Below are 17,449 nucleotides of genomic sequence, written 5' to 3'. Positions count from 1 at the left end.
TTCGCGCCGGTGCGGCCAGGGGCCGCCCGGGCGCGAATACCGCGTGCCGGACTTGCAGGACAGGACCTAAATCAGGTGGTTGGCCGGGTCCTCGATGAGTTCGGCGAGGGTGTGCCGGTCGAGCCAGCGGTCCGTCGTCCAGGCCAGCGCGCGGGCCAGTGCCTGCGGGGTGTCCTCGCAGTGCGCGATGCCGTCGTGGACCCACCATGGCGCCGGGTGGTCGCCGTCGGCGCACTGGATGACCAGTTTGTCGTGGACCATCGCGCCGCCTTCAGGCACGTCGACCCCGAGCAGGTCGCACGCCGCCGCGACGGCGCCCAGGTCGGCCCAGGGCACGAACTCCCCCGCGGGCGCGGGTTCTCCGCCGACCTCTTCGGACGCGAGCGGCAGGTCGAGCAGGTCCGCCAGGGCCTCGGCGAGGGCGAAGTCGGGGCCGGCTGAGATGACCGAGTCCTCGCCGACGACCGCGAGCAGCCAGGGGGCGTCGAGGACGGAACACTCGTCTTTCACGGTCCCGGCGAGCGTGCGGACACCCGCGGGCGGGCGGACGTCGGCCGGTTCGAGGACCTCGTCGACGACCGCCTCGGCGAGCGCGGCGTGGGCGCGCAGGACGGTGCCGGGGTTGACCGCGCGGTCAAGGTCGCCGAGCCTTCCCAGCAGTTCCTCGGCGTCTTCGGGGCTGTCGATCGTCAGCTCGGTGCGGACGCCGATCGCGGCGAGGACCCGCGGGTCGACACCGATGTCGGGCACCTCGTCGTAGAGTCCCGCCAGCTCCCGGGCTTCCGGCATCCGCCACTCGCCGGGGGAGGCGCCGCCGATGACGGCGTGCCGGGAGATCCACCAGCCGGTGTAGCCACCGGCTTCGTGCAGCGCCCGCCAGGTGTCGGGTTCGCTCGCCAGCAGGGCCAGCGCGCGCGGCCAGGCGTCCTCGGTGACGAGGTCGAGGTCGCGCACGGCGATGACCCGGCTGGGCGGGTCTGGGCTGGCGTCCCACCAGTCGGCTTCGTCGGCCAGGTCGTGGTCGGGTCCGGTGGGGTTCTCGTCGACGACCAGCGCGAAGGCGTCGAGCACGCCGAGCGCGATCAGGACGGATTCGGGCCACTGCGCGGCGAGATCGGCGCTGAGGACACCGACCGGCGAGTCCTCGTCGAGCACGTCGAGCAGGGGCGAGCCGGGCAGCGCGAGTTCGTCGGCCCGGCGCCAGTCACCCACGGAATCGGGCAGCGCCAACGCACCGAGCCAGGGCTTGTCGCCCGCGCGGACACCGGAGTCACGGACCAAGCGGAGCACGACCGAGACCAGACCGGAAGTGTCCACACCGGACTCGGCGTCGTCGAGGCTGCTTTCGACGGTCTCCTGGAGCCCGTCGAGGACGTCGATCGGCACGCCGACGTGGGCGCCGAGCTTTTCCAGGACCGGGTGCGCGGCGTCGGCGTGGACGACTCGGAGCGCGCCGACTTCGGTGTGCGCCAACAGGTCCAGCAGGTCGGCGGCGCCGTCGAGCAGAACCGTGCCGCGGGGGCCGGGGAGCGTGCGGCCGTCGGCCAGCGGAACGGGGAGGCCACCGAGTTCGGCGCGCGCCCCGGGGTCGGTGTCGACGATGGGAGCGAGGGCGGTGTACAGGTCGCGCCACCAGGTCGGCGGGCGGGTGATGCCGGTGATCAGCTCGACCAGCTCGGCCAGCCGGATACGCGGAACGTCAAGCGCGGCAAGGGAAGCGGCGTGTTTCTGGGCGGACAGCGCGCCGTCGAGAAGATCAGGGAGGACGTCGGACAGGAGTTCGGCGAGCCCTTCGGCTTCGACGTCGAGCACGTTCGACCGGGCGGGCGCGCGGTACTTGCCCTTGGCGGGTAACCATTCCGCTTGCCGCAGCTCGGCCAGGAGCAGCTCACGGAGCCGGTCGTCCACTTCGGACAGTGGGAAACCGGCTTGTGGCACCAGTGTTGTGCGCCACTCGTCGTCGACGAGCCGCACGAGATCGGGGTACGCCTTCGCGGCCTCGGCCAGCACCGCGTCGGCGGCGGGCCCGGGTCGCACCCGCCTGCGCGTGGGCTCGATCGGCAGCGTCGCCACGAGGCGGGCCGGGAGGGAGAGCCGGTCATCGGTCGGCGTGGGCGCGTGCAGGACGTCAGCGGCCTGCGGGCGCGGAATGCCGTCGCTGTCAACGGGAACGGCCCAGCAAGCGGTCCAATGTGGACGGGCTTCGACGCCGAGGGTGTCGGCAATGTCTTGACCGAGGGTGCCTTCGACCCGGTACACCAGCCAGGCGGAAACGCCTTCGGGGCCACGGATCTCGACCCGCGCGCCTTCGCCAGGCTGCCTGATGCCGTCGGTGGTGGGCGCGGGAAGGCGTTGCGCGGCGGAGCCGAACTCGTCGAGCGCGGGTGCCGGGGTCGACTGCTCAGCTGTGGCGGCGGGCTGGATCGGTTCTTCGGCGCGTTCCCAGACGGCGTCGTCGATCTCGATGCGGTGCAGGCCGGGGAGGGCCAGCAGCAGGTCCACGGCTTGCTCGGCGAACCCGGCGAGCAGCGCGGCCCCGTCGACGTCGGCGCGCAGCGGGAGCCGCACCTCGGTGGCGAACCCGGACGGCGGCGTCTCGTCCACGGCCCAGACGAGCCGGAGCACGGGTACCCGCCCGGCCCGCTCGGCGACCCGCGCGGCCAGGGCCGGAATCTCGGCCACCGCACCGCGGGTGTCGTCCGCGGAGAACGCGACACCCCCGCCAACCGAAACCACCCGCGGCGCGTCGGTGACCGCGAGGACGGCGGCGAAGCCGACACCGAACTGACCGACCCCGCCTGCCTTGGCCGAAGCCCGCAGTGAGGCCAGGGCCGCCACACCGGCGGCGTCCAAGGGCCGCCCGGTGTTCGCGGCCCGAAGTTCGTTGTCCACAAGGGACACCCGCAGGACCCCGCTGCCCTCAGCGGCATCCGCGGCGTTCTGCGCGAGTTCGACGAGGAGCCGGTCGCGGTAGCCGCCGAGGTAGAGGTCTTCCTCAGCGTTGGCGTCCTCGCGGAACCGGGTGGGGGAAGCGGTCCAAGCCGACAACACCGCCGCGCGGAGAGCGGCCGTGTCGAACGGATCGAGCCCGCTCACCCGACCGGGTCGGACTCGTCGCCAGACCCATCCACATCAGGCACCACGGCCTCAGCCGGAGCGTCGCCCGCGGGCTCCGCGGCGGCGGGCTCGTCGACGGCGGCCTGCTCAGCGTTCAAAAGCTCGTCCGCCGCAGGCTCGTCCACGTCGGGCACCACAATCTCAGCCAGCTCGGCCGGGGCCTGAGCCTCACTGGTCGGCTCTTCGACCACAGGCTCGTCCACGGCCATGCCGGTCACGGGCTCGTCGTCGTCCTCACCGGTGACGGGCTCGACCACATCGCCGACCACCGTCTCCTCCGACACCGAGTCCGACTGGTCAGCCGCCGCCACATCCGCGGCCAGGTCGTCATCGACTGGGACGGCGGTTACCGATTCCGGCGGGCCGCCCATCGAGTCCGTATCAGCTTCATCAGCACCCGAGCCGTCTCCGGCAGGCGTGAGACCACTTTCCGGCAGGTCTTCAGCGTCATCCGCAGCCTCGGCCACGACGGGCTCGGCGGCGGCGAATTCCTGGTCGTCGGTGTTGCGAAACTGCTGGTCGGAGCCGGTGGTGCTGGCTGCCGTGGGCTCGGACTCATCCCCTTCTGCAGCGTCGGCGGGCGTGATTTCCGCGGCCGGTTTGGTCGCGCGCTCCGCGGGCTCGTAGTCCAGGGTGGCGTCGTCGTAGATGAGGTCGGCGACGAGGACTGGGGAGATCTGCTCGACCTCCGCCTCCGAGTGGGCGCCGCAGCCGTACTCGGCGTGCACGACTCGGCCGTCGGCGGGGGCGATCTCGTTTCCGCAGACGCCGAAGGCCGCGCCGAGGGCGCCGGTGATCTGCAGGTAGAAGGCGCAGGTGCCGCAGTGGGCGGGGGCGCTTCGGGCCATGTCCGCTTCGGGGCCGAAGTCGCTTGCCTGCCAGCGTTCCGCGGCCTCGATGCGGCCCAGGCGGGACATGACCCGGGGGCGGCCGAGGCCGATCTCGAGGGCTGTCTCCTCGACGTACGGGTCGTCCGAGCCGAGGTACGACGGCGCCAGCCGCGGGTCGTCGGGGGCGGTCGGGAGCAGGTCTCCGACGCCGAGGTCGCCCGCCTGCACGCGCTCCTGCCACGGCACCCAGGGCGGTGCCGTGAGGGCGTCGGGGCCGGGCAGCAGCACGACCTCGCTGACCGTCACCTTCGTGTCCGGACCCGCGCTCGAGACGGTGACCGCCCAGCGCCAGCCCCGGTAGCCGGGTTTGTCGGCTTCGAAGAGGTGGGTGACGGCGTTGGAGTCCTCAGGCTCGGCCGCGACGTGAATTCCGACCTCCGCGCCTGCCTGTTCCTGGGCGGCGGCGCGCGCGAAGTCGACCGCCGCTAGCAGCGCGGGGTCGGTCACGGCTTCTTGTGCTGGCATCGGGCTCATCACGCACGATTGTGCCCCACGGCCATCAGGGCTTCGACAGCCATGCCACGCTAGAACCGTGATCGCCCGTCGCCTCGCCGCCTCCCTGGCCCTGGCCTGCCTCGCCGCGGGCTGTTCGGCGCCCACCGAACCCGCCCCGGCACCGGCCGCGAGCGCCGTGAAACTGACCCCCAAGGTGCTGGAAGACCGCCCCCACGACGCCGCCGCGTTCACCCAGGGCCTCGAACTCGTCGACGGTGTCCTCTACGAGGGCACCGGCCTGGTCGGCCAGTCCGAGATCCGCGCGACCGACCCGACCACCGGGGCCGTGAAGCAGCGCAGCGCGCTCCCCGCGGAGTTCTTCGGCGAGGGCATCACCGTCGTCGGCGACCGCATCTGGCAGATCACGTGGCAGGACGGCGTGGCCATCGAGCGCGACCGGGGGAACTTCGCCGAACGCCGCCGGGTCGAGTACCAGGGTGAGGGTTGGGGGCTCTGTTTCGACGACGGCGGCCGCAGGCTGGTCATGAGCGACGGCACCGACAAGCTCACCTTCCGCGACCCGGACACCTTCGAGCCGCGTGGCGAGGTCAGGGTCGCGGGCGAGGACGGGCCGGTGACGCGACTCAACGAACTGGAGTGTGTCGACGGCGCGGTCTACGCGAACGTGTGGCAGACCGACCAGATCGTCCGCATCGACCCGGCGTCGGGCAGGCTCACCGGTGTCGCCGACCTCTCGGCCCTGTTCCCGCGCGAGCAGCGGGCGGGCGCCGACGTCCTCAACGGCATCGCGAACGTCCCCGGGACCGACGAGTTCCTGGTGACCGGGAAGCTCTGGCCCAAGATGTTCCGCATCCGCTTCGACGGCTGAGACTTTCGTCGCGCATCCATTGACGACCTCGCACGTCTAACCACCCGGAAGCACTCCAGTACGGCAGGATGGATACGTGATGCGCTCCGGTTCCGCCGATCACCCGCCACCCGGCCGCGGCCGCCCGGGCGACGCGCGAGACGCGGCTCGGAAAGGCCACAAGCGGTGGGGCTACGACCCTCACGGCACGCCCCCGCCGGTGCCGCCGTGGCGCCGCGAGGAACCGCCGACCGACGCCATCCCGGCCCGCCGCCCGCCGACCCGCAGGTTCGAACACCCCGAGTACGAGACCTACGGCGACGTCGGCGGCTACCCACCGCCACGCGATACCCCGCCCCCGGACGACCGGCCGCCACCGCCGCAGTACCCGAAGAAGCTGACCGTCACCCGGGTCGCCGCGCTGCGCAGCAAGCAGCTCACCGGCCAGGCCATCGCGGCGTTCAAGCGCGCGGCCCACGCCGACGGCGCCGACAAGTCCGGCCTGTCCGCGCTGACCTACGCGACGATGTTCAACTACGCGGGCGACGCGGCGCTGGCCGTGGCCTTGGCGAACACGTTGTTCTTCTCCGCCGCGAGCGGTGAGAGCAAAGGCAAGGTCGCCCTCTATCTGCTGATCACCGTGGCCCCGTTCGCGCTGCTGGCGCCGGTCATCGGCCCGATGCTCGACCGGCTGCAGCGCGGCCGCAGGCTCGCCATGTGCGCCGCCGCGGCGGGTCAGGCGCTGATGTGCGTGATCATGGCGTTCAACTTCGACAGCTGGCTGCTCTACCCGGCGGCGCTGGGCAAGATGGTCCTGTCGAAATCGTTCACCGTGCTCAAGGCGGCGGTCACCCCGAGAGTGCTGCCACCGGAGATCACCCTCGCCAAGACCAACGCCCGGCTGACCGTGTTCGGCCTCGCGGCGGGCGCGGTGTTCGGCGGGATCGCGGCCCTGTTCGCCAACATCTTCGGCTCCCCCGGCGCGCTGTGGTTCGCCACGGCGATCTGCCTGGCGGGCGCCTTCCAGGCGTTGCGCATCCCGGCGTGGGTCGAGGTCACCGAGGGCGAGGTGCCCGCGTCGATCAGCGCCCACCCGGACAAACCCAAACGCCAGCCCATGGGCCGCCATGTCGTGGTGTCGCTCTGGGGCAACGGGACGATCCGCGTGCTCACCGGGTTCCTGATGATGTTCGCCGCGTTCGCGGTCCGCGCGGAGAACGAGACCGACGCCGTCCAACAGCTGTTCCTGCTCGGCATCATCGCCGGCGCGGCGGGCCTGGGCAGCTTCGCGGGCAACGCGATCGGCGCGCGCATCCATGTCGGACGGCCCGAGCAGGTCGTGCTCGGCTGTGTGGCGGGGGCGCTGGCCTCGACGATCATCGCCGCCTTCACCGCCGGAATCGCCGCCGCCGCGATAGTCGGCCTGGTCGGAGCGGTCGCGAGCGCGCTGGCGAAGAACAGCCTCGACGCGGTCATCCAGGACGACCTGCCCGAGGAGTCCCGGGCGTCGGCGTTCGGCCGGTCGGAGACGGTGTTGCAGCTCGGCTGGGTGTTCGGCGGCGCGGTGGGCGTGCTGCTGCCGCCGATCTGGTGGGTCGGTTTCCTGGTGGTGTCCGTGATGCTCGCGATCGGCCTGACGCAGACGCTGCTGTCCCGCCGCGGGCAGACACTGATCCCCGGGCTCGGCGGCGACCGCCCGGTGCGTCCCGGCCGCGCCCGGATGCCCGGTCTGCGACCCGCGACACTGCACGAAGGCCCACCGCCGCCGCCCCGGCGAGCCGGGCCGTAGGGTCGCCACGTGCGCCGAGTCCTCACCACCGCCGTCGCCCTCGCCCTGCTGGCCGGGTGCTCGGCGACCCCGCCGCCGCCCGACGTCACGTTCTACGCCGACGGCAACGCCGTCCGCGCGACGCCGCAGATCCTGTGCGACATCGCCGAACGCAAGTGCGACGAAAACCCCGACGCCCTGGTCGGGCTGAAGATCCGCCCGGGCAAGGTCGTGCAGGTGTCGGTGTCGTCCGAGATCGCCGAGGAGCCCTGGGGCGTGCTGTTCTCCTACCTCGACCGCGAGGGCAAGCGGGTCGACGCGAGCAGCCGGATCTTCCTCCCGGCGAACAAGCAGCACGCGTACACGCTGGAACTGCCGAACTCGGCGGACCAGTTGCTGTTCGCGGCCGTGCAGAAGCTGGCCGTCGTGAACGGCGACCAGCTCCTGCGCGTAGGCCAATGGGTGATGCAGGCCAACTAGCTCGTTAGGGGTCGAGCTCCCGGGCCACGGCGCGGACGACCTCGGAGATGCGCTTGGTGACCTTGCGATCCGGGTAGCGCCCACGCTGCAGGTCGGGCTGGATGACCGACTCCAGCATCTTGATCATGTCTTCGACCAAGCCGTGCAGCTCCTCAGCGGGCCTGCGCTGGGCTTCGACGACCGACGGCGGGGCGTCGATGAGCCGCACGGACAGCGCCTGCGGCCCGCGGCGGCCGTCGGCCACCCCGAACTCGATGCGCTGGCCCGCCTTGAGCCCTTCGACTCCCGCGGGCAGGGCGGAGGAGCGGACGTAGACGTCCTCACCGCCATCCTGCGTGACGAACCCGAAACCCTTCTCCGAGTCGTACCACTTGACCTTGCCGGTCGGCACTGATCTCACCGTTCCCTCGTCGACTTGTCCCGCCCGCGTGTGCACGGACCGCGTCCCACGCAAGACGAACGCGCCCTGGGCGTGCCGGGGCGCGTCTCTCCAGAGTAGGCCAAAGATGGGCGCTCGGGTTACTTCGTATCCACACCACCGCGGCGTTACCGGTCGGACCGCGAACTATCCTGGCCGCATGACCGAAACCGCACGCGGCAGCCGGATGCTCACGATCGCGTTCGTCCTGTTCGCGATCGGGCTGGTGGCCGTGGTCGCGATCTTCGTGCTGGCCGCCATGGACAAGCAGGCGCCGTGGCTGTGGATGGTGACGATGGGCCTGCCGCTGGGGCTGATCCTGGGCATCGGTCACGCCGTGCGGCGCAGGTGACCGTCCAACCACGCCGGGAACTCGTCCAGGCCGCTCAGCACCACTTCCGCGCCCGCCGCCAGTAGCGTCTCCGCGTCGCAGGGCCCGGTGGTCACGCCGACGCCGACCGCGCCCGCGGCCACCGCGCCCACCATGTCGCCGCCGTGGTCGCCCACGTAGACCGACGCCTGGTGCTTGACCAGCTCGACCCCCTTGCCCTCGGCCCACAGGCCGCCGACGAGCACGTCGACCTCCCAGCTCAGCGCCGCGAGGTGCAGGGCGGCGTTGGACGTGTACTTGCCGGTCAGCACGAGCGTGCGGCCTCCGTGGGCCCGCACCGCGGCGAGCGCGGCGGCCGCCCCGGCCATGGCGACGGTCGCGGGCACGACGATGTCCGGGTAGAGGAAGCGGAACCTCGCGACCAGCTCGGTCACCCGCTCCTCCGGGGCGCCGTAGCCGCGGAAGATCATGTCGAGGGGCGGCCCGAGGTTCTCCGCGAAGTGTTCGCCGGGCAGGTCCAGGCCGGTCTCGGCGGCGAGGGTGTTCATCAGCAGCACCATGCCGGGCCGGGGGTCGATCAGCGTCATGTCCAGGTCGAAGCCGATGGCGAGGCTCACCGCGCGACCCCGATGAAGTGGTCGACGGCCGGGCCGACCACCGCGGAGACCGACCGGGCGGTCTCTGCGGGCGTGCCGGACGGAGAGGCGGCGTAGCTCACGGCCAGGCGGACCATGTTCTCGGCGACAAGCGCGAGGTCCGAGGGCGCGGCGGCGGGCCAGCTGTCGACCAGGCACGCCGTGAGCCGGTGGGTGGCGGCGGACAGGATCGGACCCGCGTGGTTGGTGACGAGTTCGAGCAGGCCGTCGGAGCCGTCGCCCGCGACGATGGCCTTGATCAGCGGCTCGTCCGCCGCGGCGGTGAGGAACACCTCAAGCGCGGCGGTCACGGCGTCGGTCGGCGAGTCGAGGTTGGCCGCGACGGCCGCCTCGACCGCGGTCAGGAACCGGTCGGCCTCGCGCAGGATGTAGGCCTGGGCGAAGCCCTGCCGGGAACCGAACTCCTTGTAGAGGGTCTGCCTGCTCACCCCGGCGGCCTTGGCGACGTCGGCCATCGTCGTGTCCGGCCAGCTGCGCTCGCGGAGCACGTCACCCGCGGCGGTCAGCAGGGTCTCGCGCAGGAGCGCTTTCGCCGCCTCCGCGTAAGGCACACGAACAGTCATGGGCCCGAGATTACAGCTCTGCGAAGAATGTCAAGTGTCTGGACAAGTCCACGGGAATGCGACTTCTCCACGCGTATACGAGCGAGATGGTTGACAGGACAACATCAGGTGTCCAAGCTCGCCTGTGCGAGAGGGGGAGCCGACTTGGCGATGACCGCAGGCAGCCGCGTTCGGGCAGGCGCCCCGCTGATCGGACCCGGATTCGTCGCCGCCATCGCCTACGTCGACCCCGGAAACGTCGCCACCAGCACCGCCGCGGGCGCCCGCCACGGCTACGCGCTGCTGTGGGTCGTCATCGGCACCACGGTCCTCGCGGGCATGATCCAGTACCTCGCCGCGAAGCTGGGCCTGGTCACCGGCCAGTCCCTGCCCGAGGCGGTGCGCGACCGGCTCGGCACGCCCGCCCGGCTGGCCTACTGGGCGCAGGCGGAACTGGTCCTGGTCGCGACCGGGCTGGCCGAGGTGCTCGGCGGGGCGATCGCACTGCATCTGCTGTTCGACGTGCCGCTGCTGCTCGGTGGCCTGATCACCGCGACGGTGTCCACCGGGCTGCTCGTGATGCGCGACCAAGCGGGCCAGCGCAAGTTCGAGCACGTGGTCGTGGCCCTGTTGGCGATCGTCGGCATCGGCTTCCTGGCGGGCCTGTTCGCCGCGCCGCCGTCGGACGCGGACATCATCTCCGGGGTCACCCCGCGCTACATCGGGCCGGACAGCCTGTGGCTGATGGTCGGCATGCTCGGCGCGACCGTGATGCCGCACGCGGTGTACCTGCACTCCGCGCTGGCCAAGGACCGCGGCGCGCGGGCCAGCGCCGAAGGGCTGACCCGGGCGCTGCGCACGACCCGCGCCGACGTGGCCACGGCGATGTCGCTGGCGGGCCTGGTCAACCTCGCGATCCTGATGCTCGCGGCGGGCGCCCTGCCCGCGGAGTCCGATGTGGACTGCCTGGCCGGGGCGCACGCCGCACTGGGCGAACACCTCGGGCCGGTGTTCGGCCTGCTGTTCGCGGTCGGCCTGCTCGCGTCGGGCCTCGCGTCGACGGCCGTCAGCACGCACGCGGGCGCGGTCGTGATGTCCGGCCTGCTGCACAAACGGGTGCCCATGGCCGCGCGCAGGCTGTTCACCCTGGTGCCCGCCATCGCCCTGCTGACAATCGCCGACGACCCGACGCGGACGCTGGTCGGCACTCAGGTCGTGTTGTCGTTCGGCCTGCCGTTCGCGCTGATCCCGCTGGTCATCCTCACCTCGCGCCGGACGCTGATGGGCGCGCGGACGAACCACCCGGCGGTCACGGCGGCGGTCTGGGTGGTCACCGCCGCGGTGATCGTGCTCGACGCCGGGCTGGTGTGGCTGACGGTGACTAGCTGATTTTGTTCTCCTGGTGCAGGCAGAGGATGTTGCCTTCGGAGTCGGTGAACCACGCCGCCTTCTCGCCGCCCATCTCCGCGATGTGGTTCTCGGTGTGCAGGTCGGGCAGGTCGTAGTCCTCGAACCGCACGCCGCGGGCCTCGAGTTCCTTGATCTCCGCGGCGACGTCGTCGACCTCGAAGCTCAGGACGGTGTGCTTGCTGGGCACGGTGTCCTTGGCGGGCATCAGGCCGATCGCGTCGCCCATGCCCGCGGCGAAGTACGGGGCGCCGTCGGGGCCCGTGCCGCGTTTGGTCAGGCCGAGGGTCTCACCGTAGAACCGGCTGGCACGGTCGACATCGGACACCGGGAGCATCGTCGTGATGGCTGACTTGGTGAGCATGGGACCTCCCTGGTCCACTCCGCGCCGAGCGGCGCGGCCCACCCATGCTGCGCCCGAATCACTTGCCGCGCAACGGGTCCAACGCCCTGTGTCGACCCGTTCGCTAGGCGTGCCGGACGTCGGTGTCCAGGCCGAGCAGCTCGACCGCGGCCTGGCGCATCTCGACCTTGCGGATCTTGCCGGTGACCGTCATCGGGAACTCCTCGACGACGTGGACGTAGCGCGGGATCTTGTAGTGGGCGAGCTTGCCCGCGCAGAACTCGCGCACCGACTCCGCCGTCAGCGGCTCGGCGCCCGCCCGCATCCGGATCCACGCCATCAGCTCCTCGCCGTAGCGCTCGTCCGGGACGCCGATGACCTGGGCGTCGAGCACGTCGGGGTGGGTGTAGAGGAACTCCTCGATCTCGCGCGGGTAGATGTTCTCGCCGCCGCGGATGACCATGTCCTTGATCCGGCCGGTGATGTTGAGGTAGCCCTCGTCGTCCATCACCGCGAGGTCGCCGGTGTGCATCCAGCGGGCGCTGTCGATGGACTCGGCGGTTTTCTCCGGCTGCTCCCAGTAGCCCAGCATCACCGAGTAGCCGCGGGTGCAGAACTCCCCCGGCTCGCCGCGCGGGACGGTCAGGCCGGTCTCGGGATCGACGATCTTGACTTCGAGGTGCGGGTGGACCCGGCCGACCGTGGACACCCGGCGGTCGACGCTGTCGTCGGCGCGGGTCTGGGTGGACACCGGGGAGGTCTCGGTCATGCCGTAGCAGATGGTCACCTCGGCCATCCCGAGCCGCTCGACGACCTGCTTCATCACCTCGACCGGGCACGGCGACCCGGCCATGATCCCGGTGCGCAGCGCGCCCAGGTCGGCCTCGTCGACGCCGGGTTCGGCCAGGACGGCGATGAACATGGTCGGGACGCCGTAGAGGGAGGTGCACTTCTCCTCCGCCACCGCGGCCAGCGTCGCCTTGGGGTCGAAGGCGGGTGCGGGGATGACCATGCAGGCGCCGTGGGAGGTGGCCGCGAGGTTCCCCATGACCATCCCGAAGCAGTGGTAGAACGGCACTGGGATGCAGATCCGGTCCTGCTCGGTGTACCCGCACAGCTCGCCGACGAAGTAGCCGTTGTTGAGGATGTTGTGGTGCGAGAGGGTCGCGCCCTTGGGGAAACCGGTGGTGCCGGAGGTGTACTGGATGTTGATCGGGTCGTCGGCGGAGAGGGCGATCTCGGGCAGCTCACCGTCGTGGCTGACCAGCGCGTCCCACGACTCGCGGCCGATGAGAACCACGTCGGTCAGCGCGGCGCACTCGGGGCGGACCTCCTCGATCATCGCGGCATAGTCGGAGGTCTTGAACTCCGGCGCGGCGACGAGCGTCCGGATGCCCGCCTGGTTGAGGACGTACTTCAGCTCGTGGACCCGGTAGGCCGGGTTGATGTTGACCAGGATCGCGCCGATCTTCGCCGTCGCGTACTGGATGAACACCCACTCCGCGCAGTTCGGCGCCCAGATCCCGACCCGGTCACCCTTGCCGACGCCCATCGCGACCAGGCCTTTTGCCACGGCGTCGACCTCTTCTGCCAGCTCCCGGTAGGTCCACCGGCGGTTCGAGGCGCGGTCCACCAGGGCTTCGCGGTCGGGGTGGGCGGCCACGGTCCGGTCGAAGTTTCCCCCGATCGTGTCGCCGAGCAGCGGCACGGTGGAAGTCCCTGAGGCGTAACTCGGCTGGGCCATGTCGGCGCGCTCCTCTCGGCTCTTTCCGCCATCCTCCTCACAAACGCGCGGCCTGCACATCTCCAAAGGGAGAGGGCGGGGACAATGACCTTGTGCGACTCATCCTGAACCTGATCTGGCTCGTGCTGTGTGGCTTCTGGATGGCCATCGGCTACGTCATCGCCGGCATCATCTGCTGCGTCCTGATCATCACGATCCCCTTCGGCCTCGCGTCGTTCCGGATTGCCAACTACGCCCTCTGGCCCTTCGGTCGCACCATCGAACCGCGCGTGGACGCGGGCGCTCCGTCGGTGATCGGCAACATCATCTGGATCGTCTTCGCGGGGTGGTGGCTGGCGATCGGGCACATCGTCACGGGGATCGCGTTGTGTTTGACGATCATCGGGATTCCGTTGGGGATCGCGAACTTCAAGATGATTCCGGTGTCGTTGGTGCCTCTGGGCGCGCGCATCGTGCCGGTCGACTAGCCGGCCGCGGGGGTGCCTGTTTGGATCGGCCCCTCGCGTTGGCGGGGTGGGAATGCAGGGGCGTGGTGCGGCGGGGCGTGACCCTGGGGCAGGTCAAGACCATTGACTGCGGGTCGTAGACGCTGCCGGTGTTCCCAGCGGAGCAGGCCGCGGTCCGGCGGAGGTGCGGGAACGGAAGGGGTCAGTCGTCCTTCTCGTCCTTCTCGTCCGGTTTCCACGGAAGCTCGACGACCAGGCACGGTCCGCCGACAAACACCCCGGCGTCCACGCCCAGTGCCTTGCCGCCCGCGTACTCGTGTGGGCCGTCGATCTCCACCGGCAGCCTGCCGACCTGGTCGGCGATCACGCTGTGCCCGTGGACGACCTGGCTCCCGCCGAGCGCGGCCAGCAAGTCGTCGGCCACCTGTTCCCCATGTGGGCCGCGGAAGGCGTACCGGGTCGTCATCCGGCGCCAGACCTCCCACCAGTCGACGAGGTCGTCGGACCGCAGGACGTCCGTCACGGCGGTGTTGATGGCGTCGATGTCCGGGCCCCAGTTGAGGTACTCGAGGGTGTCGGAGTGCATCAGCAGGTGGTCGCCCACCAGCGCGAGGACCGGCCGGTCGAGCAGCCAGGACACGTGGTCGTCGGTGAGCGCCTCCTGGTCGCTCACCATGCCGCCGTTCATCTCCCAGCTGCGCGCGAAGCTGCGGGGGCCGAAGTCGGACGGGACCTCCGTGTCGCCGAACTTGTGCATACCGAGTAGCAAGATCTCGTGGTTGCCGAGCAGCGTCTCGACCTTGCCGCCCGTTTTCTCCGCTTCGACGGCGAGGCGGATCACCAGGTCGATGACGCCGATGCCGTCCGGGCCGCGGTCGACGAAGTCCCCGAGGAACCACACGTGCGCGTCGCCGCCCGCCCAGGCGTCGTCGTCGTCGATGAGTCCCGCGGACCGGAGCGCGTCGAGGAGTTCGTCGCGGTGCCCGTGGACGTCACCGACGACGTAGGTGCGCGGCACAGATCTTTCTTCCTGCACGGTCCGACGATAGGCGAGCCTCGCTCGCGATGCGAAGGTATCCGCTGATCATCCTTCTACGCCCGCCGGAAAGGGGTCCTTGGTGTGACCCACCAGGTCAGCGATCGAGTCGATCACCCGCGTAGGGCGGAAGGGGTACCGCTCGGCGGTTTCCCGGGTGGAGATGCCGGTCAGCACCAGGATCGTGCGCAGGCCCGCTTCCAGGCCGCTGAGCATGTCGGTGTCCATCCGGTCGCCGATCATCAGCGTGTCCTCGGAGTGCGCGCCGAGGGAACGCAGGCCGGAGCGCATCATCAGCGGGTTCGGCTTGCCCACGAAATACGGTGAGCGGCCGGTGGCCTTCTCGATCAGCGCGGCGACAGCGCCGGTGGCCGGGGTCAGCCCCTCGCGGCTTGGTCCGGCGGCGTCGGGGTTGGTCGCGATGAAGCGCGCGCCGTCGACGATGAGCCGGATCGCGTGGGTGATCGCGGCGACGCTGTACGTCCGGGTCTCGCCGAGGACCACGTAGTCGGGGTCGCGCTCGGTGAGGGTGTAGCCGATCTCGTGCAGCGCGGTGGTCAGCCCGGCCTCGCCGATGACGAACGCCGAGCCGCCGGGGCGCTGGCTGTCGAGGAACTTCGCCGTGGCCAGCGCGGAGGTCCAGATCGACGACTCGGGCACGTCGAGCCCGGTGCGCAGCAGACGGGCCCGCAGGTCGCGCGGGGTGTAGATCGAGTTGTTGGTCAACACCAGGAACGGCGTCTCGGCCGCGGTGAGTTCGGCGATCACCGCGTCCGCGCCGGGGATGAGGTGCTCCTCGTGCACCAGCACCCCGTCCATGTCCATGAGGTACGTCCAGGGCCCACTCATGTCGTGAATCTACCCAGCCGAATCCGGCACGGCGGGGTGGACGCGGACCTCGGTCGCCTTCACCGCGAGGTAGACGCGAGATCCGGGCTCGATTGTGAGTTCGGCGACTGCGCCCACGGTGAGGTCCGCGGCCAGGCCGGACACCCACGGCGGGCCGCCCGCGACCCGGATCCGCACGACGTCGCCGTGCGGCTCCATCGCGGTCACCGTCGCCTCGAACACGTTGCGCGGGCTGCCGTGGATCCGTTCGGTGTAGACCGCGACGTCGGCGGGGCGGAACACGGCGACCGCGGGCTCACCGCTGATCGCGGCGCCACCGGAACCCGCGATGAGCGCGCCGTCCGCCGTTCGCAGCCCGTCCGGGCAGGCGGTGCCCGCGACCAGGTCGAGCCCGGCGACGCGGGCGGTGAACGGGGTGCGCGGGCGGGACAGGACTTCGCGGGTCGGGCCCTGCTCGACGACCTTCCCGTCGGCCAGGACGACGATCCGGTCGGCGATGGCGAGCGCGTCGAGCGGGTCGTGGGTGACCAGCACGGCGGCGCGGTCACGCAGGACGCGGCGGACAACGCCGCGCAGGGCGGGGGCGGCGTCGACGTCGAGGGCGGCGAAGGGCTCGTCGAGCAGGAGGAGCACGGGGTCGGCGGCGAGCGCCCGCGCGAGCGCGACCCGCTGCGCCTGGCCGCCGGAGAGGGCGCGCGGCCTGCGGTCGGCGAGGTCCGCGGCGCCGACGTCGTCGAGCCATCGGCGGGCGGCAGTGTGGTCCTTGCCCTGCACGCGCGGTCCGAACTCGACGTTGGCCAGGGCGGTGAGGTGCGGGAAGAGCAGGGCCTCCTGGGCGAGCAGGCCGACGCCTCGGCGGTGCGGCGGCACCCGCACGCCTGCCGCGGTGTCGGTCAGCGTCTTGTCGTCGACGGCGACCACGCCGGACTCGGGTTGGCGCAGGCCGGCGAGGACGTCGAGGAGGGTGGACTTGCCGGAGCCGTTGGGCCCGAGGACGGCGATCACCTCCCCGGGTCCGGTGCGCAGGTCCACTTGGAGCCGGAAGTCCCCTTGGGTCAGCACGAATTCCGCGCGCAGCCCGGTCACGGCGCCCGCTCCACCGCGCGCGGGCGGGCCACGACGATCACCGCGATCGCGACCAGGACCAGGAGCAGGGACACGGCGATCGCACCGTCCACATCGGTCTCACCGAGAAGGTAGACCTGCAGCGGCAGGGTGCGGGTCACGCCTTCGAGGCTGCCCGCGAAGGTGATCGTGGCCCCGAACTCACCAAGCGCGCGGGCAAAGGAAAGGACGACGCCGGAGCCGATGGCGGGCAGCAGGAGCGGCACGGTGACCCGACGGAACACCGTCCACGGCCGAGCCCCGAGGGTTGCGGCGACGGCTTCGTACCGCTCCCCCGCGGTCCGCAGCGCCCCTTCGAGCCCGACGACCAGGAACGGCATGGCCACAAAGGTCTGCGCGATCACGACGGCGGCGGTCGTGTAGGGAACGCGGATACCGAACGCCAAGTCGAGCGCGTGACCGGCGAACCCGGAACGGCCGAGGAGATAGAGGAGTGCGAGCCCACCGACAACCGGCGGCAGCACCAAGGGAAGCAACACCACCGCGCGGAGCACCCGCACCCCCGGAACACGCGCGCGTGCGAGCACGACGGCGAGGGGACCACCGAGGAGAAGACAGAGGAACGTCGACATGGCCGCGGTCCGCAACGAGAGCGCCAGCGCCGCCATCGCACCGGGGCTGGTGACGTGCTCGACCCAGTTCCCCAGATCCGCGCGGACCAGCAGCCCGACCAGCGGCAACACCACGACCGCCAACCCAAGCACCGCGGGAACCCACAACACCCCCGGCACCCACGACGACCCGCGCCCAGCAGTCCCGATCACCGCTCAGCCCACCCGACAGACAGGAGGACGGCACGACCAGTTTCGCCACTGAACCGACGCCCGGCGAGCAGGTCATGGGCAGGTCCGCACCGTCCAACAGGCGCCGGGATTCGCGCACTTGCCGAATCGACCTGCTCGAAAGCCCCCGGCTTCCCCGCCCGCAAACTGGGCAGACCCACCTGCTCGCAGATCGCCGCAGAGCGCTGCCACCTGCACTCATCAGTGAACGC

The 17,449-nt window shown here is 71.2% G+C and carries 17 protein-coding genes; 6 read left to right on the top strand and 11 right to left on the bottom strand.

Annotated elements, in window-relative coordinates; translation table 11 throughout:
* Positions 1-66 precede the first annotated feature (66 nt).
* On the bottom strand, positions 67-3,096 hold the full coding sequence (locus tag C8E96_RS33975; protein WP_228770059.1) for a sacsin N-terminal ATP-binding-like domain-containing protein: 3,030 nt from the start codon (positions 3,094-3,096) through the stop codon (positions 67-69).
* Positions 3,093-4,472: a DUF3027 domain-containing protein gene (locus C8E96_RS34465; protein WP_324187075.1), complete on the bottom strand. Its 1,380-nt coding sequence runs from the start codon at positions 4,470-4,472 to the stop codon at positions 3,093-3,095. The genes C8E96_RS33975 and C8E96_RS34465 overlap by 4 nt, the downstream gene beginning before the upstream one ends.
* Before the next feature lie 67 nt (positions 4,473-4,539).
* Between C8E96_RS34465 and C8E96_RS10840 the strand changes: the two genes are divergently transcribed.
* From C8E96_RS10840 to C8E96_RS10830, 3 genes are all read left to right on the top strand, one after another.
* Complete coding sequence (locus C8E96_RS10840; protein WP_407642614.1) at positions 4,540-5,331, top strand: glutaminyl-peptide cyclotransferase; 792 nt, start codon at positions 4,540-4,542, stop codon at positions 5,329-5,331.
* A gap of 79 nt (positions 5,332-5,410) precedes the next feature.
* Positions 5,411-7,099 carry an MFS transporter gene (locus tag C8E96_RS10835; RefSeq protein WP_228770060.1) on the top strand — a complete coding sequence of 563 codons (1,689 nt, stop codon included), beginning with the start codon at positions 5,411-5,413 and terminating at the stop codon, positions 7,097-7,099.
* A 9-nt stretch (positions 7,100-7,108) separates the two neighbouring features.
* Positions 7,109-7,558 (top strand): DUF2771 family protein, encoded by a 450-nt coding sequence (locus C8E96_RS10830; protein WP_091379273.1) that lies wholly within the window; start codon positions 7,109-7,111, stop codon positions 7,556-7,558.
* Positions 7,559-7,562: 4 nt separating this feature from the next.
* On the opposite strand, the gene C8E96_RS10825 is transcribed toward C8E96_RS10830, so the two are convergent.
* A complete protein-coding gene (locus tag C8E96_RS10825; protein WP_091379276.1) occupies positions 7,563-7,949 on the bottom strand; it encodes a cold-shock protein in 387 nt (128 codons plus the stop codon).
* A gap of 187 nt (positions 7,950-8,136) precedes the next feature.
* On the opposite strand from C8E96_RS10825, the gene C8E96_RS10820 reads away from it, so the two are divergent.
* Entirely contained in the window at positions 8,137-8,328 is a 192-nt protein-coding gene (locus C8E96_RS10820; protein WP_091379279.1) for a hypothetical protein, read from the top strand.
* Here the strand turns inward: C8E96_RS10820 and C8E96_RS10815 are convergent.
* Both C8E96_RS10815 and C8E96_RS10810 read right to left on the bottom strand, forming a co-directional pair.
* Positions 8,307-8,924 (bottom strand): HAD family hydrolase, encoded by a 618-nt coding sequence (locus C8E96_RS10815; protein WP_091379282.1) that lies wholly within the window; start codon positions 8,922-8,924, stop codon positions 8,307-8,309. The genes C8E96_RS10820 and C8E96_RS10815 overlap by 22 nt on opposite strands.
* On the bottom strand, positions 8,921-9,526 hold the full coding sequence (locus tag C8E96_RS10810) for a TetR/AcrR family transcriptional regulator (RefSeq protein WP_091379285.1): 606 nt from the start codon (positions 9,524-9,526) through the stop codon (positions 8,921-8,923). The genes C8E96_RS10815 and C8E96_RS10810 overlap by 4 nt, the downstream gene beginning before the upstream one ends.
* A gap of 150 nt (positions 9,527-9,676) precedes the next feature.
* Here C8E96_RS10810 and C8E96_RS10805 point away from each other — a divergent pair, with 150 nt between their 5' ends.
* Positions 9,677-10,894: an Nramp family divalent metal transporter gene (locus tag C8E96_RS10805; RefSeq protein ID WP_091379288.1), complete on the top strand. Its 1,218-nt coding sequence runs from the start codon at positions 9,677-9,679 to the stop codon at positions 10,892-10,894.
* On the opposite strand, the gene C8E96_RS10800 is transcribed toward C8E96_RS10805, so the two are convergent.
* Both C8E96_RS10800 and C8E96_RS10795 read right to left on the bottom strand, forming a co-directional pair.
* The gene (locus C8E96_RS10800) at positions 10,887-11,276 is read right to left on the bottom strand and encodes a VOC family protein (protein ID WP_091379291.1); all 390 of its coding nucleotides are present in this window, start codon (positions 11,274-11,276) and stop codon (positions 10,887-10,889) included. The genes C8E96_RS10805 and C8E96_RS10800 overlap by 8 nt on opposite strands.
* Positions 11,277-11,379: 103 nt before the next feature.
* Complete coding sequence (locus tag C8E96_RS10795) at positions 11,380-12,999, bottom strand: AMP-binding protein (protein ID WP_091379294.1); 1,620 nt, start codon at positions 12,997-12,999, stop codon at positions 11,380-11,382.
* A gap of 92 nt (positions 13,000-13,091) precedes the next feature.
* On the opposite strand from C8E96_RS10795, the gene C8E96_RS10790 reads away from it, so the two are divergent.
* On the top strand, positions 13,092-13,466 hold the full coding sequence (locus tag C8E96_RS10790; protein WP_091379297.1) for a YccF domain-containing protein: 375 nt from the start codon (positions 13,092-13,094) through the stop codon (positions 13,464-13,466).
* A 181-nt stretch (positions 13,467-13,647) separates the two neighbouring features.
* Here C8E96_RS10790 and C8E96_RS10785 read toward each other — a convergent pair whose 3' ends face one another.
* From C8E96_RS10785 to C8E96_RS10770, 4 genes are read right to left on the bottom strand one after another with little or no spacing between them, the layout of a single operon-like run.
* Positions 13,648-14,481, bottom strand: coding sequence for a metallophosphoesterase family protein (locus C8E96_RS10785; RefSeq protein ID WP_091379301.1), 834 nt, complete (start codon positions 14,479-14,481; stop codon positions 13,648-13,650).
* Between the two features lie 48 nt (positions 14,482-14,529).
* Positions 14,530-15,330 carry an HAD-IIA family hydrolase gene (locus C8E96_RS10780; protein ID WP_176926793.1) on the bottom strand — a complete coding sequence of 267 codons (801 nt, stop codon included), beginning with the start codon at positions 15,328-15,330 and terminating at the stop codon, positions 14,530-14,532.
* Positions 15,331-15,339: 9 nt separating this feature from the next.
* Positions 15,340-16,416, bottom strand: a complete 1,077-nt coding sequence (locus C8E96_RS10775; RefSeq protein WP_091379305.1) for a sulfate/molybdate ABC transporter ATP-binding protein — start codon at positions 16,414-16,416, stop codon at positions 15,340-15,342.
* Positions 16,413-17,186 carry an ABC transporter permease gene (locus C8E96_RS10770; protein WP_091379308.1) on the bottom strand — a complete coding sequence of 258 codons (774 nt, stop codon included), beginning with the start codon at positions 17,184-17,186 and terminating at the stop codon, positions 16,413-16,415. Before C8E96_RS10770 ends, C8E96_RS10775 begins: the two co-directional genes overlap by 4 nt.
* Positions 17,187-17,449: the final 263 nt, after the last annotated feature.

It is taken from the genome of Actinokineospora alba (genome assembly GCF_004362515.1).
GTDB classification, from domain to species: Bacteria; Actinomycetota; Actinomycetes; order Mycobacteriales; family Pseudonocardiaceae; genus Actinokineospora; species Actinokineospora alba.
Note: the sequence above shows the minus strand (reverse complement) of the source record. Positions and strands in the feature narration are given on the sequence as shown.

Coding starts and splice junctions, on each gene's coding strand:
- C8E96_RS34465 (WP_324187075.1), bottom strand. CDS start 4,472: ATGCCAGCACAAGAAGCCGTGACCGACCCCGCGCTGCTAGCGGCGGTC.
- C8E96_RS10835 (WP_228770060.1), top strand. CDS start 5,411: ATGCGCTCCGGTTCCGCCGATCACCCGCCACCCGGCCGCGGCCGCCCG.
- C8E96_RS10820 (WP_091379279.1), top strand. CDS start 8,137: ATGACCGAAACCGCACGCGGCAGCCGGATGCTCACGATCGCGTTCGTC.
- C8E96_RS10810 (WP_091379285.1), bottom strand. CDS start 9,526: ATGACTGTTCGTGTGCCTTACGCGGAGGCGGCGAAAGCGCTCCTGCGC.
- C8E96_RS10805 (WP_091379288.1), top strand. CDS start 9,677: ATGACCGCAGGCAGCCGCGTTCGGGCAGGCGCCCCGCTGATCGGACCC.
- C8E96_RS10800 (WP_091379291.1), bottom strand. CDS start 11,276: ATGCTCACCAAGTCAGCCATCACGACGATGCTCCCGGTGTCCGATGTC.
- C8E96_RS10795 (WP_091379294.1), bottom strand. CDS start 12,999: ATGGCCCAGCCGAGTTACGCCTCAGGGACTTCCACCGTGCCGCTGCTC.
- C8E96_RS10780 (WP_176926793.1), bottom strand. CDS start 15,330: ATGAGTGGGCCCTGGACGTACCTCATGGACATGGACGGGGTGCTGGTG.